We start from the raw sequence: 12,796 nt of genomic DNA on the forward strand, positions 1-12,796 counted from the left end.
TTATTTCTTTAAACCAGCCGCATAAAAAGGTCCATGAACTGCGATTGTAGATAAAATAAGAGCAATTTCCTCTGGTGTTTCTTTTTGCCCGGTATTTAACCATTGCTGAATCACACCAATATGAGCAGATGCCATATAAGAAGCTAAGTATTGACTTGGGACAAGTAAATTCTCCTTATTAATGAGAGCACCATTCGTATCTTCAAATATTGTTTTCCACATAAAATCTTTCAGTTTTGTTTGGAAAGATAAATCTCCTTTTGGACTTAATACAGCTTTCATAAAATCACTATTTTCATTTAGAAATTCAAGAATAGAAGTGATAAGTATAAATGGCATTGTTGGAGAAGGATTTGATCCAAGGTCAGCGATAACTTCCGGGAATTTTTGTTTAGCAATTTTAGAAAACTCGTACATAATGTCTTCTTGGCATTTTGTCATTAAATCAAATTTATCTTGATAGTGCGCATAGAAAGTACCGCGATTAATGTTTGCTTTCGTTGTAATATCTTTCACTGTAATGGCGTCAAAACCTTTTTCTTCAATTAGCTCCACCAATGCATTTCGTATGGCAGTTTTCGTACGAACAACACGCAAATCTAAATTATTATCGCGCAAAGCATATCCCTCCTTAATTTTACTCAACACATTTGGAAAATGTGTCTTATAACCAACACATTCACGATTTTTGATTATTGTATAAGGTTCAATTCGAACATATAATTCAAAATATAAATAAACAACACGTTGTTGGTTATTATAGATCAAATTAAAGGAGGAGAAAAGAAAATGTTTAAAAATAAACTTTTATTTTTATCACCAGTTATTGCACTACTTGTTGTTTTTATTTTTTCATTAACGTTATTTCCAACTGTTCAACCAAAGCCGAAAAACTTGCCAATTGCAATTGTAAATGAGGATCAAGGTGTAGAAATTCCAAATCAACCGAAAATGAATATGGGGCAAACGATGGTTGATAACATGAAAAAAACAGCGAAATCAGAGGAAGAACCCGCAGTGAAGTGGGTAGAAGTAAAAAATAAAGAAGCCGTTCAAAAGGGATTAAACAATAAAGAGTATTACGCGGCATTAGTCATCCCGAAAGAATTTAGCACAAAAAAAGCGTCGTTACGAACGCCACAGCCATCTTCACCTGAGATAGAAATATATATTAATCAAGGAATGAATACGGCTGCATCAACTATGGCAGGGCAAATATTACAGGTGATCGTTGATAATATGAACAATAATGTTCGTACGCAAATATTAGAAGGGCTGAAAGCAAAAGGAGCTACTGTAACAACAGATCAAGCTGCGAAATTAGTAACACCTATTGTAAAGAACGTGAAAAATGTGAATGAGGTTGGCAAAAATAGTGCGAACGGTAATTCACCAATATCATTGTTCCAGCCGTTATGGATTGCAAGTTTAGCTAGTGCAGCGATTATTTTTATTGCGATTAGTAAAATGCCAGTAAGATCAAGAAAAGAAAACTTTCTGTTAAAAGTAAAACAAATCGTAACAGGAGCTATTGCGACACTTGTAATTGGGTTTGGTCTTACATGGATTGCAGATGGGATGGTAGGATTAAATATTTCGAACTTCACGGATACAGCTCTATTCTTATCCATTACTTCTTTTAGTTTCTTCTTAATGATATCTGCAGTACTATCATTAGTTGGGCTAAAAGGAATCGGTTTATTCGCTTTATTACTATTCTTCGGGGCACCGTTATTATCATTAGCACCTGAGATGTTGTCTCCGTTTTATCAAGACTGGGTTTACTCATGGTTACCAATGAAATTTATGGTTGAAGGCCTAAGAGAAATCTTCTTCTTCGGAAAAGGGTTAAGCTGGAATACACCTGTTACTGTACTCGTTTGGATTGGTATAGTAAGTATGGTTACTATATTAGCAACTGCACTCAAACGTAGTGTAGTAAAAGGGCATAAAACAGAATTGAACGCTTAAAAACAAGCCGTTTCACTAATTAGTGAAACGGCTTGTTTGTGATTTTTTCTCAATGTAAATGCCTGATTGTTGAAAAGTGTAGTGTTTAGAATTAAGGCGAAATCTCTAAAGATCGCGTACGTTCCAAACAATCTCACCACGTTCATCATCCCACGTACTGTGATGCCGCTTAAATCCTATCTTTTCTAGTACCCGGAGGGAAGCGATATTCCAAGCACCTACAGTCGACCAAAGTCTTTGGCGCCCAGTAGCAATCGCCGCGTCCAGTACAACAGATGCGGCCTCAGTCGCATAACCTTTACCATGAGCGCTGCGGAACAACTCGTATGCAATCTCCGGCTCTTCAAGTGTGGAACGACCGATAATTAAGCCACAGTATCCAATGAAATCGCCTTCGTCTCTCCTTCGAATAGTGAGAAGGGAAATACCATTTTCGTCTGCCTTCTTGCGCATCTCAATAAGCCGGTTACGAACGGAGTCGAGGGTCGGCATGTCCACACCACGTTCGCCAATTAATTTTCTCATCCAAACTGAATCGGATTCCTCCCACATACTCAGGTCAAGTCGTTCGGTTTTTAGCTGGAACTCCATAGTTTTAAATAAAGATGGCATAGTGGAACCTCCTAGTTATGTCACTGAACTCATAATAGCTTCGCACCGCATCATGTTGAACCAATCGTTGATTCGCGAATTTATTTTCCTAACTCCCGCGAGAGTTTATAGCAACAGTATATAATAGTATTATTTTATGCATAAGCAATTCCTTTACAAAATAGACCCTTTTCTCAAACTTTTCTTTCAATCTAAAGCCGTCCCGTTATATACACAGGCTCCTACTATTTCTAAATGCATAAAATGTTAAGCGAAAGTATGGGGGGATATGATGTATAATTCGAATTATTATGATTGGTATAGGCAGAATGATAAGTTAATTAGTGATATTGAAAAAGCTATAAATGGAGAGTATAGCGCTATAAGCTGCTATGCAAAATTAGCGAATATGGCTCCAAATCAAGTAGAACAAAAACAAATTCTTGAAATTCGTAATGATGAAATAAAGCATTTCCACAACTTTGTACAAATTTATACGAACTTAACTGGTAGGCAGCCAAAACCACAAATTACTGAAGACTGCCCAAATACGTATTTACAAGGATTAGAGTTCGCTATACAAGATGAACAAAAAACAGTAGATTTTTATTTGGAAATTTCAGATGAGACATCGGATGCACATTTGAAAGAGTTGTTACGGAGAATAGCTGCGGATGAACAAAATCATGCAGTATGGTTTTTATATTACTTCGTGAAGTCGAAGTGAGCATTAAGAATGACTGATGTGGTGAATATATTAGAAGTTATTTTAAAACGCAGTGCAACGATTGAATAAGATATGTAAATGTAAGTAGAAGGAAACCGTTTCGCTAGTAGTGGAGCGGTTTTTTTATGATGTACTTATGTATCGACAAAATATAGTAATTAAATTTGATATATAATGTATAGAACAAAAATAAATAAGCTAGGAGCAGACATATGAAAAGAGGGATTACAGTAGATATTCTAGATGGATATGATAATTTACTTTGGAAAGTATTAAAGCCAATTGATATTACTGTATTTGATTGGCGAGTGAGGGATGAGGAGTCCTACTTAATAGCACGTGGTGAATTGGATGAGGCATTATTTCCAGAAGAACCAAGTGTAGTGGAAGGGTTAGCGTTGAAAAAGTTAGTTAAAGACAACATATATTATCTTATTTTTGCAGATTTAAAAGCATATCCTAAAGGAGAAATAGCGATAGATATTGAAACATACGAAGAGTTTAAGGAAAGCAAGTGTGAGGTAGTTGTATTAGCGGTGGATGCTCAATACATACAAATTTATGCGAAAGATCAAAAATCGATTGAATTAATGTATGAAAACGCAGTGAATCAAGGATTTTATGTAGAATATATTACAGATGAAAATGATGGAAGGACTCGTTTGTCAGTATGGTAGCAATTTGAAAGGGGAAAGGCAATATGGAGAGAAATATAAGTAAAGAATATGCAATTCGAATTGCTACTGAAAATGAAAGTGATAGTATTATCCTTTTATTAAAAGAGGTAGCACAATGGCTACAATATAAAGAAGTGGATCAGTGGCAGTATCTTTTAGGAGAGGAAGCTACGGCTGAAATACTAGAATGTATAAGAGAGAAATATACATATGTTGTTCTGAAAGAAGATGAAATAGTTGGTACGGTTACAGTTTCTCCTAAACAAAATGAATGGGATGAACATATTTTTGGTAAAGAGGAAGTTTCTAATTCATTATATATTCATAGATTTGCGGTGAAACGAAAATATAAGGGGAATGGAATAGGAGAGAGGGTTTTACGGTGGGTAGAAGAGAATGTGCAATGTGATAAAGAGTATTTGAAGTTAGATTGCGTGGGGCATAATCGTACGTTAAATGATTTTTATAAGAAAAATGGTTTTGGATATGTTGGAAGTACGGATGGGCTTAGTAAGTTTCAAAAGAAAAGGAGAATGTGAATGCATCCAATTAACGTAAGTTTAGTTGAAAAGTTAATACAGGAACAGTTTCCCGAATGGGCCCATTTAGAAGTGAAACCTGTAAAGTTTAGTGGGCATGATAATAGGACGTTTCACTTAGGGGATGAGATGAGTGTAAGATTGCCAAGTGAGGCGGCATATGCGCCGCAAGTAGAGAAAGAAAATAAGTGGCTACCTATATTAAGTAAGGAGCTTTCTTTACCAATTTCTACACCAGTTGCGAAAGGAGATCCATCTGAAGCGTATCCATGGCCTTGGTCTATTAATAAGTGGATAGAAGGGGATACAGTCACGAAAGAAAATGTTCGTGACTTAAGTGAATTTGCGGCGGACTTAGGATCTTTTTTAGTGGAATTGCAATCTATTAATGCGAGTAACGGACCTTTAGCTGGAACACATAATTTTTACCGAGGCGGACTTATATCTGTATATGATGAAGAGGCGAGAGTTGCTATTGAAAATAATAAGGATGTTTTTGACGAGGCATTATTAAAGCACCTTTGGAATGTAGCACTTAGTTCGACATGGGATCGTAAGCCAGTTTGGGTTCATGGAGATGTAGCGCCAGGGAATTTACTCGTTAAAGATGGAAAGCTTTGTGCTGTAATTGATTTTGGTATTTTAGGTGTAGGAGATCCTGCTTGTGATGCAGCGATGGCGTGGACGTTTTTTGATGAAAATAGTAGAAATGTATTTAAAGAAGTATTACGCATGGATGAAGAAACGTGGAATAGAGCGAGAGGATGGGCACTTTGGAAGGCGTTAATTACATATGATGCGAATAGGGATAGTAATGAAAAAGTAGCAGAAGAATCGTATCGTATCACGCAAGTGATTGTGGATGATTATAAAGGGTAATAGAAAAGCCTATTTTAAAATAGGCTTTTTCATATGATTAAATAGTAGAAACGGAAAGAAGGAATACGACATAACTATACAGAATATTTAGATAATAGGAGGTGTCGAATTTTGAGGGAAATTGAATTAAAGAGTAATGTAATTAAGACAGGGCAAGAGAAGGGGATTATTCTTCGATTTATACTTGCTAGTCTCGTTGGAGTGTTTATGTTTTTCGTTCCTGTTACGATAAACGGTGCATCGTCTATTATGATTGATCATATCGTATCGTGGATTAGGGCTTTGGTTCCTGGCATAGTACCTTATTATGCATTATTTGTTATGGCAATTGGTGCGATTTATCCATTTTATACGAAGAAATGGAATGCATCTATCGTAGACATTTGTTTTTCTATTTTAAAAGTAGTTGGCGTTGTTTTTGGCATATTATATTGTTTAAAAGTAGGACCAGATTGGTTCTTTGCGCCAGATGTTGGACCGTTTTTATATGAGAAGCTAGTCATATCAGTAAGTTTGCTCGTTCCAATTGGCTCGGCGTTTTTAGCGTTATTAGTCGGATATGGATTGCTTGAATTTATCGGTACATTTTGTCGTCCGATTATGAGGCCATTATGGAATACGCCGGGGAGATCGGCAATCGATGCAGTTGCGTCTTTCGTTGGAAGTTATTCGCTTGCTCTCCTTATTACGAATCGCGTGTATAAAGAAGGAAAGTATACGACAAAAGAAGCGGCGATTATCGCTACAGGATTTTCTACAGTATCCGCTACATTTATGATCATCATCGCAAAAACATTAGATATTATGCATTTATGGAATGTTTATTTTTGGACTACACTTGTTGTAACATTCATCGTGACTGCTATCACCGTAAGAATCCCACCCCTTAGTAGAAAACCAGATACATATGTAACAGAAGAAGGGTTCCCAGAGCCTGTTTATAAAGAGAAAATGTTAGAACGTGCTTGGGAAGATGCGTTAGAAGTATCAAAGTCTGCACCGAGCATTATGAAAAATATTGCAATGAATTTAAAAGACGGATTTATTATGACAATGGGAATTTTACCATCCATTATGTCAGTAGGATTAATTGGTATCGTCTTAGCGAAGTTTACGCCAATATTTGATTGGATCAGTTATATTTTCTATCCGTTTACATGGCTATTACAATTACCAGAAGCAGACTTAGCTGCTAAAGCCGCATCAGTTGGCATTGCAGAAATGTTTTTACCGTCATTATTAGTAGTAAGTGCACCACTCGTGACAAAGTTTGTTATTGCAGTTGTTTCCGTATCATCTATTTTGTTTTTCTCCGCTTCCATTCCTTGTATATTATCAACAGATATTCCATTAAAAGTATCTGAACTTATTATTTTATATGTGCAGAGAACGATTTTAACGTTACTTATTATTACGCCGATTGCTTATTTGTTGCTTTAAAGTTTTAATAAGGTAAAGTTATAAAAAAGAAGCCGTCTGTAAAAAGAGGGCTTCTTTTGTTTAAAAGCGGGATATTCTTATAATACGTTTTTGATTCTTATGATATAGTAACAACAAAGGGGGCTTAAAAATGGAAATTATTCACGAAAGAGCAAAGTTGCGGTTAATGGATAATACTGATGTCGAAACTTTGTTTTCGATTGTAGAAGGAAATCGGGATATTTGGGCGTATTTAATCTCTAAAATGGATAGTGTGCAAGATATGCAACAATACGTTCAAAAAGCGATAAAGGGTTACGGAAGAGGTACTCAAATACCTTTCATAGTCGTAGATCAACAGTCGAATAAGATTGTAGGAAGTACACGTTTATATAATATTTCAGTAGAAGATAAGACAGTTGAGTTAGGGCAAACGTGGTATCATCCGAGTGTGCAACGTACGAGTATAAATACAGAGTGTAAGTATATGCTTCTTCAGTATGCTTTTGAAAAATTGCATATGCTGAGAGTGCAAATTAAGACGGATGCAAGAAATAAAAAAGCACAACGAGCAATTGAACGGTTAGGCGCAGTAAAAGAGGGTGTGCTTCGAAATGAAAGAAAATTACCGAATGGTTATGTGAGAGATGCGGTGGTGTACAGTATTATCTCGAGTGAATGGCCAGGCGTAAAAGAACAATTGTTAGAAAAATTAGAGTTGTATAAAGAAAAGTTATAATTCGTGTTTTGAAAGGTATATTGTTCGTGAGATATGAAAAATATACCTTTTTTCTTACAAAATGCTACTTTATTTTAATTCCTTTTGTTTCATCGTTCCCTTCTGAGAAAAAATTCGTTACAATGTAGTTGTATGGTAATAAACTTATGAATTTAAAAAATGTAATGAAAACCGCAAATGAAAATGAATTGATAATCCTCAATTTTAAATGAAAACCCTTTTATACATAAATAACAAGTAAAGTTCCTTCTTTTAAATAAACTCAAACAAAACGATTTGATATAAATGTTTTTTATAGAAGTATGGATGATGTACGGAGGCAATTACAAATGAAAGAAAATAAGAAGAGTAAGAAAAGACGAATCTTTCAAGTATTTTTACTAATGATTTGTTCTGCTATTTTATATGTAAGTTATGCAGCTTACGATATTTGGAGTTATCGTTTTAAAGCAAATGATGACGTGAAAACGGATGCTGGTATCGTACTAGGAGCAGCTTCATGGAACGGAAAACCATCTCCTGTATTTAAAGAAAGAATTAATCATGCGATTTCTTTATATAAGAACGGAAATATTAAAAAGATTATTTTTACAGGTGGTACAAAGTTCGAGGCAGAACTTGAGGAAGCACGTACTGCAAGAGTATATGCAATGAAACAAGGTGTAAAAGAGGAAGATATTTTAATTGAAACTAAATCCCTTTTCACTGAAGAAAATTTAAAAAATGCGAAGCAAGTTGGAATAGAGAACGGAATACGCACATACACGATTGTAAGTGATCCACTTCATATGAAACGCGCAATGAGAATTGCAAAACATATTAATATTGAAGCGTATGCTTCACCAACGCCGACATCAGCATATAAAACGTTAGACACAGAAATTCCATTCTTCTTTAAAGAATTATTCTCGTATATTGGATATGTAACCTCTTTGCCATTAAAGGCATTGAAGGGAGATTAACATAAGAAAAGAACCTATCCTTAAATAGGAACTTTTCTTATTAGTCAAAAACATTGTATTTTTATCGGAATAGTGAAACAATAGAGAGGTAGCTTCGTATAATCATAATGAAAAAGTGAGCGGTTGATGAATCGAACATAAAGGAGATTATAGTATGGCACTCTCATTTGTTGAAACAGAAGAACAATCTTTCATTATTGCACAAATAAATAAATTGATTCCGAAGTTCATGGAAAGGGAGCATCAGCTAAGTGAATTAGGATCATTTCCGTATGAAAATATAAATGATTTGAAAGATATCGGATATACGAAATTAACATTACCGAAGGAATTTGGTGGTAGTGCGATTTCTTTATATGACTTTGTTTTATTTCAAGAGAAAATCGCGGAAGGCTGCGGAGCTACTGCATTATCGATTGGCTGGCATCTTGGCATTGTGAAGGAGCTAGCGGAAAATCGCTCTTGGAATGATGAGATGTTCAAATGGTTTTGCGAAGAAGTACGTAATGGTGCGCTCTTTAACAGAGCAGCAACAGAACCGAAAACAGGGAGTCCGACGCGTGGCGGCAAACCAGAAACAATAGCGGTTCAACAAGGCGAGAAGTGGGTTATAAATGGAAGAAAAAATTTTACAACGATGGCGCCAGTACTTGATTATTTTATTATTTCAGCAAGTATGGAAGGCCGTGAAGAAGTTGGTGGGTTTGTTATTCCAAGAAATACACTCGGTGTATCTATTGAAGAAACGTGGGATAGCGTTGCAATGCGAGGGACTGCTAGCCACGACCTTGTCTTACAAAATGTAGAGATAGACAACCGCTTTTTTACGGATGTAAAAGGCGGGAAAGTGAAACAAAAGGGTATTGGCTGGTTGCTACATATACCAGCATGTTATTTAGGAATTGCACAATCAGCAAGAAATTATGCAGTTCAATTTGCGGAATCATACAAGCCAAATAGTTTAAATCATTCTATTAGTTTATTGCCGAATGTTAGAAAATTAGTTGGAGAGTTAGAACTTGAGCTTATGCAAGCTCGTGTCTTTTTATATCAAATTGCGAAAAAGTACGATGAGGCAGAAGATAAACTATCACTGCAAGCAGAATTAGCAGCTGTGAAATATGCTGTAACAAATGCGGCGATATCTATAGTGGATAAATCGATGCGCATCGTAGGAGCAAAAAGTTTATCAGAAAAAAATCCGCTCCATCGTTACTATTTAAACGTCAGAGCAGGATTACACAATCCACCGATGGATGATGCAACATTGTCTATGCTGGCGGATGCGGCGTTTCGGTCGTGATTTTTGAAGTTTACATTTTATTGTTTATGGATATTATAGTTGTTTTGAAAGCACGGGTTTGATTAGTAATCAAACCCGTGCTTTTTATGTGTATGAAGTACTTAATGGAGATGTAGGTTTTTAATATAAATGATTATCATGGTGTTGTGATTGTTTCTTGTTGAAAAATTCTTATTGTAATGCCAGTTTGGAGGCTGTATAAACATTTTTCGTATTTAATCCCAAATTAAAGGTCTTTCCAAGTTAACCATTCGCAAATATTGTAAAAATTGACCCGCATGGACCGCATCATGATAGGCAATTCGTAATAGCATATCACCTAAATATCGTTGATAGCCAACATCGCTTCGATCAATAAGTCTTGAATCTAGCTCGGCTATGCTTATTGATTGAACATATTCTATGAAGTCAGTAAAGTGTGATTGTGCCAATTCAATTTCTTTTTTTACACAAGTAATTGGCTCGTCATCATACGGGGTACGTATGTCGTTTATTGAACCGTTGTTTTTTATAATCATATGATAGTAAAAAGTTGAGCTCCATACGTGACGAATCATTTCACCAAAGGACATAGCCTCAGGATCAGGCTTCCAATTAAGAAAATTATCGGGAAGAGAATTCCATAATTTTTCTGAGCGCCTTCTCGTTTCTTTTAAATTTAATATACTAAGATCAATTGCATTCATAATACATTCTCCTTTACTATTAAACTTAAAATAATTGTATCAATTTAATAGTTAGGGTATCATCGAAATATGAATGTATATCCGAATATCTCATATATAGCTAAACTAATTGCTGAACCTACAAGAGCAATCATCTTAGATTGTCTAATGAATAATCAGGCACTACCTGCTAGTGAATTGGCTTATATGGCAAAAGTGTCACATCCAACAATTAGTTCGCATCTTTCTAAATTAGTAGAAGGGAATTTACTTACAGTTGAACAACATGGTAGACATCGTTACTATCGACTTGCTAATCAAGAAGTTGCAGAAGTGCTTGAAAAGTTAGGGACAATTGCACCAACAGTTCAAGTTCGCTCTTTAAAACAATCAAGCCAACTAAAACAAATTCGTTATGCTCGAACTTGTTATGATCATCTTGCAGGCAAACTCGGTGTAGAGATAACTGAAAAATTACTAGATAGGCAATTTATAATTTTAGAGGATGGAGAATACATTGTAACGGAACAAGGTAAGAAATGGTTTCTGAATTTTGGAATAAATGTTGATGAGGCAGATATAAAAAGGAGGGTATTTGCAAAACCTTGTCTTGATTGGAGTGAACGACGCTACCATATTTCTGGTTGGTTAGGGTCTGCAATTGCAAAACTGCTTTTTGAACAGGGATGGATTACGAAAACGGATAAGAACCGAGCTGTCCATCTTACAAAGAAAGGTGTAAAGTTATTAGAAGATCAATTAGGCATTGATATGAAAACTGAGGAAAGAAAAGCTTGAAATTAGAAAAGTCCGTCAAAATGACGGGCTTTTTCATTATGGTAGGAGTGTACATGAATAATAGGATGTTATCAATAATCGTTGCTAATAAAAAATCTTTCTTTTCATTCTTCTTTTTTAAGTTTTAAAGGAGAAAGCTAGGCTTCTTATTTTTACTAATGTTATAATAAGAAAAAAGCACGAAAAGAGGTCATCTCATGCTAGAGGTTATTGCAACATGTTTAGAAGATGTAAAACGAATTGAAAGCGGTGGCGGGAAGCGGATTGAATTAATTTCATCTTATACAGAAGGTGGTTTAACACCGAGCTATGCTTTTATAAAAAAAGCGGTAGAAGCGGTAAGTATACCAATTCATGTTATGATTCGTCCGCATGCGAAGTCTTTTACATATACGGAAGAAGAAATTGAAATGATGAAAGAAGATATTATAGTTGCACAGAAGTTAGGAGCAGCTGGTGTAGTATTAGGCGTATTAAATGAACGAAATGAAGTGGATGAAGAGAAATTAGCGGACTTACTATCTGTTGTAGATGGAATAAATGTAACGTACCACCGTGCGATAGATGATATAGAAAATCCAGTAGAAGCGATGAGAACTTTAAAGAAGTTTCATAAAGTGACTCACGTTTTAACTTCAGGTGGACAAGGAAATATAGTAGAGAATATTCCGGTGCTTACAGAAATGCAAAAGGTAAGCGATGGTCAAATTCAGCTTGTAGCTGGAGCTGGCGTGACGAAAGAAAATATAAAGCGATTGCTAGATGAAACTGGAATCACGCAGGCGCATGTCGGTACAGCGGTAAGAGAAGAAAAATCATGTTTTTCTGAAATAGATCCTAATTTAGTACAAGAATTAGTTGAAATAATAAAATAAGTGCTTAAGAAAGAGGAGAAACGATGAAGGAAAATACGAAGAAAGAATTATTCTCTTGGGCTAAAACGATAGGTTTTACCCTTGTATTAATTGCTATTATTCGCGGTGTTTTATTTACACCTTCTTTAGTACAAGGTGAATCAATGATGCCCACTTTAAAAAATAACGAAAGAGTTCTCGTGAATAAGATTGGTTATAGTATAAGTGGATTAGATCGCTTTGATATTATCGTCTTCCACGGGAAAGAAGGATACGATTTAGTAAAACGAGTAATTGGTTTGCCAGGCGATACAGTTGAGTATAAAAATGATGTTTTATATGTAAACGGAAAAGCGATGGAAGAACCATATTTAAAACAGTTTAAAGAAAAAGCAGTAGGCCGTGTATTAACTCCAGACTTTACGTTAGAACAAATCACTGGGAAAACGAAAGTGCCAGAAGGCCAAGTATTTGTTTTAGGGGATAATCGTGAAGTTTCTAAGGATGGTCGCATGTTTGGCTTTATTTCAGAAGATGAAATTGTCGGAAAAGGACAAGCTGTTTTCTGGCCGTTGGAACAAATAAGAGCGTTATAAAGTGTGGTGAAGTATGGGAGAGATATTCTTCCATACTTTTTTATTTGCTTAAAATCTATTGATTGAATTGAAAGAA

The 12,796-nt window shown here is 35.5% G+C and carries 15 protein-coding genes; 12 read left to right on the top strand and 3 right to left on the bottom strand.

Annotation, left to right across the window (positions count from 1 at the left end; genetic code table 11):
• Complete coding sequence (locus tag MKY38_RS06940; RefSeq protein WP_065224614.1) at positions 1 to 618, bottom strand: TetR/AcrR family transcriptional regulator; 618 nt, start codon at positions 616 to 618, stop codon at positions 1 to 3.
• A gap of 171 nt (positions 619 to 789) precedes the next feature.
• On the opposite strand from MKY38_RS06940, the gene MKY38_RS06945 reads away from it, so the two are divergent.
• Positions 790 to 1,971: a YhgE/Pip domain-containing protein gene (locus tag MKY38_RS06945; RefSeq protein WP_341048505.1), complete on the top strand. Its 1,182-nt coding sequence runs from the start codon at positions 790 to 792 to the stop codon at positions 1,969 to 1,971.
• Between the two features lie 105 nt (positions 1,972 to 2,076).
• On the opposite strand, the gene MKY38_RS06950 is transcribed toward MKY38_RS06945, so the two are convergent.
• Entirely contained in the window at positions 2,077 to 2,583 is a 507-nt protein-coding gene (locus tag MKY38_RS06950; RefSeq protein WP_001139531.1) for a GNAT family N-acetyltransferase, read from the bottom strand.
• A gap of 271 nt (positions 2,584 to 2,854) precedes the next feature.
• On the opposite strand from MKY38_RS06950, the gene MKY38_RS06955 reads away from it, so the two are divergent.
• The 8 genes from MKY38_RS06955 (at position 2,855) to MKY38_RS06990 (ending at position 9,807) form a co-directional block, all read left to right on the top strand.
• Entirely contained in the window at positions 2,855 to 3,289 is a 435-nt protein-coding gene (locus tag MKY38_RS06955) for a ferritin-like domain-containing protein (protein ID WP_000282830.1), read from the top strand.
• A 212-nt stretch (positions 3,290 to 3,501) separates the two neighbouring features.
• Positions 3,502 to 3,966, top strand: a complete 465-nt coding sequence (locus MKY38_RS06960; RefSeq protein ID WP_000820201.1) for a DUF2691 family protein — start codon at positions 3,502 to 3,504, stop codon at positions 3,964 to 3,966.
• 23 nt (positions 3,967 to 3,989) lie between these two features.
• The gene (locus tag MKY38_RS06965) at positions 3,990 to 4,505 is read left to right on the top strand and encodes a GNAT family N-acetyltransferase (RefSeq protein WP_065224612.1); all 516 of its coding nucleotides are present in this window, start codon (positions 3,990 to 3,992) and stop codon (positions 4,503 to 4,505) included.
• Positions 4,506 to 5,384: an aminoglycoside phosphotransferase family protein gene (locus MKY38_RS06970; protein ID WP_078439857.1), complete on the top strand. Its 879-nt coding sequence runs from the start codon at positions 4,506 to 4,508 to the stop codon at positions 5,382 to 5,384.
• A gap of 111 nt (positions 5,385 to 5,495) precedes the next feature.
• Positions 5,496 to 6,824, top strand: a complete 1,329-nt coding sequence (locus MKY38_RS06975) for a YjiH family protein (protein ID WP_137050099.1) — start codon at positions 5,496 to 5,498, stop codon at positions 6,822 to 6,824.
• Between the two features lie 130 nt (positions 6,825 to 6,954).
• Positions 6,955 to 7,542 (top strand): GNAT family N-acetyltransferase, encoded by a 588-nt coding sequence (locus tag MKY38_RS06980; RefSeq protein ID WP_078439859.1) that lies wholly within the window; start codon positions 6,955 to 6,957, stop codon positions 7,540 to 7,542.
• A 329-nt stretch (positions 7,543 to 7,871) separates the two neighbouring features.
• Positions 7,872 to 8,504, top strand: coding sequence for a YdcF family protein (locus MKY38_RS06985; RefSeq protein WP_000662216.1), 633 nt, complete (start codon positions 7,872 to 7,874; stop codon positions 8,502 to 8,504).
• 154 nt (positions 8,505 to 8,658) lie between these two features.
• Positions 8,659 to 9,807 carry an acyl-CoA dehydrogenase family protein gene (locus tag MKY38_RS06990; RefSeq protein WP_137050098.1) on the top strand — a complete coding sequence of 383 codons (1,149 nt, stop codon included), beginning with the start codon at positions 8,659 to 8,661 and terminating at the stop codon, positions 9,805 to 9,807.
• Between the two features lie 215 nt (positions 9,808 to 10,022).
• On the opposite strand, the gene MKY38_RS06995 is transcribed toward MKY38_RS06990, so the two are convergent.
• On the bottom strand, positions 10,023 to 10,493 hold the full coding sequence (locus MKY38_RS06995; RefSeq protein WP_000991272.1) for a DinB family protein: 471 nt from the start codon (positions 10,491 to 10,493) through the stop codon (positions 10,023 to 10,025).
• A 69-nt stretch (positions 10,494 to 10,562) separates the two neighbouring features.
• Between MKY38_RS06995 and MKY38_RS07000 the strand changes: the two genes are divergently transcribed.
• The 3 genes from MKY38_RS07000 to lepB all read left to right on the top strand — a co-directional run bounded on the left by MKY38_RS07000 (position 10,563) and on the right by lepB (position 12,720).
• Positions 10,563 to 11,270: an ArsR/SmtB family transcription factor gene (locus MKY38_RS07000; RefSeq protein ID WP_065224608.1), complete on the top strand. Its 708-nt coding sequence runs from the start codon at positions 10,563 to 10,565 to the stop codon at positions 11,268 to 11,270.
• A 197-nt stretch (positions 11,271 to 11,467) separates the two neighbouring features.
• Positions 11,468 to 12,145 carry a copper homeostasis protein CutC gene (locus MKY38_RS07005; protein ID WP_065224607.1) on the top strand — a complete coding sequence of 226 codons (678 nt, stop codon included), beginning with the start codon at positions 11,468 to 11,470 and terminating at the stop codon, positions 12,143 to 12,145.
• 23 nt (positions 12,146 to 12,168) lie between these two features.
• Positions 12,169 to 12,720: a signal peptidase I gene (gene lepB / locus MKY38_RS07010; RefSeq protein WP_046392850.1), complete on the top strand. Its 552-nt coding sequence runs from the start codon at positions 12,169 to 12,171 to the stop codon at positions 12,718 to 12,720.
• The last annotated feature ends 76 nt before the right edge of the window (positions 12,721 to 12,796 follow it).

The organism is Bacillus sp. FSL R5-0585, assembly GCF_038004545.1.
Lineage (GTDB): Bacteria > Bacillota > Bacilli > Bacillales > Bacillaceae_G > Bacillus_A > Bacillus_A cereus.

What these genes read in the sequence shown, in the direction of transcription:
- MKY38_RS06980 (WP_078439859.1), top strand. Translation starts at nt 6,955, where the DNA reads ATGGAAATTATTCACGAAAGAGCAAAGTTGCGGTTAATGGATAATACT.
- MKY38_RS06950 (WP_001139531.1), bottom strand. Translation starts at nt 2,583, where the DNA reads ATGCCATCTTTATTTAAAACTATGGAGTTCCAGCTAAAAACCGAACGA.
- MKY38_RS06990 (WP_137050098.1), top strand. Translation starts at nt 8,659, where the DNA reads ATGGCACTCTCATTTGTTGAAACAGAAGAACAATCTTTCATTATTGCA.
- lepB (WP_046392850.1), top strand. Translation starts at nt 12,169, where the DNA reads ATGAAGGAAAATACGAAGAAAGAATTATTCTCTTGGGCTAAAACGATA.
- MKY38_RS07005 (WP_065224607.1), top strand. Translation starts at nt 11,468, where the DNA reads ATGCTAGAGGTTATTGCAACATGTTTAGAAGATGTAAAACGAATTGAA.
- MKY38_RS07000 (WP_065224608.1), top strand. Translation starts at nt 10,563, where the DNA reads ATGAATGTATATCCGAATATCTCATATATAGCTAAACTAATTGCTGAA.
- MKY38_RS06985 (WP_000662216.1), top strand. Translation starts at nt 7,872, where the DNA reads ATGAAAGAAAATAAGAAGAGTAAGAAAAGACGAATCTTTCAAGTATTT.
- MKY38_RS06945 (WP_341048505.1), top strand. Translation starts at nt 790, where the DNA reads ATGTTTAAAAATAAACTTTTATTTTTATCACCAGTTATTGCACTACTT.
- MKY38_RS06995 (WP_000991272.1), bottom strand. Translation starts at nt 10,493, where the DNA reads ATGAATGCAATTGATCTTAGTATATTAAATTTAAAAGAAACGAGAAGG.
- MKY38_RS06965 (WP_065224612.1), top strand. Translation starts at nt 3,990, where the DNA reads ATGGAGAGAAATATAAGTAAAGAATATGCAATTCGAATTGCTACTGAA.
- MKY38_RS06955 (WP_000282830.1), top strand. Translation starts at nt 2,855, where the DNA reads ATGTATAATTCGAATTATTATGATTGGTATAGGCAGAATGATAAGTTA.
- MKY38_RS06960 (WP_000820201.1), top strand. Translation starts at nt 3,502, where the DNA reads ATGAAAAGAGGGATTACAGTAGATATTCTAGATGGATATGATAATTTA.
- MKY38_RS06970 (WP_078439857.1), top strand. Translation starts at nt 4,506, where the DNA reads ATGCATCCAATTAACGTAAGTTTAGTTGAAAAGTTAATACAGGAACAG.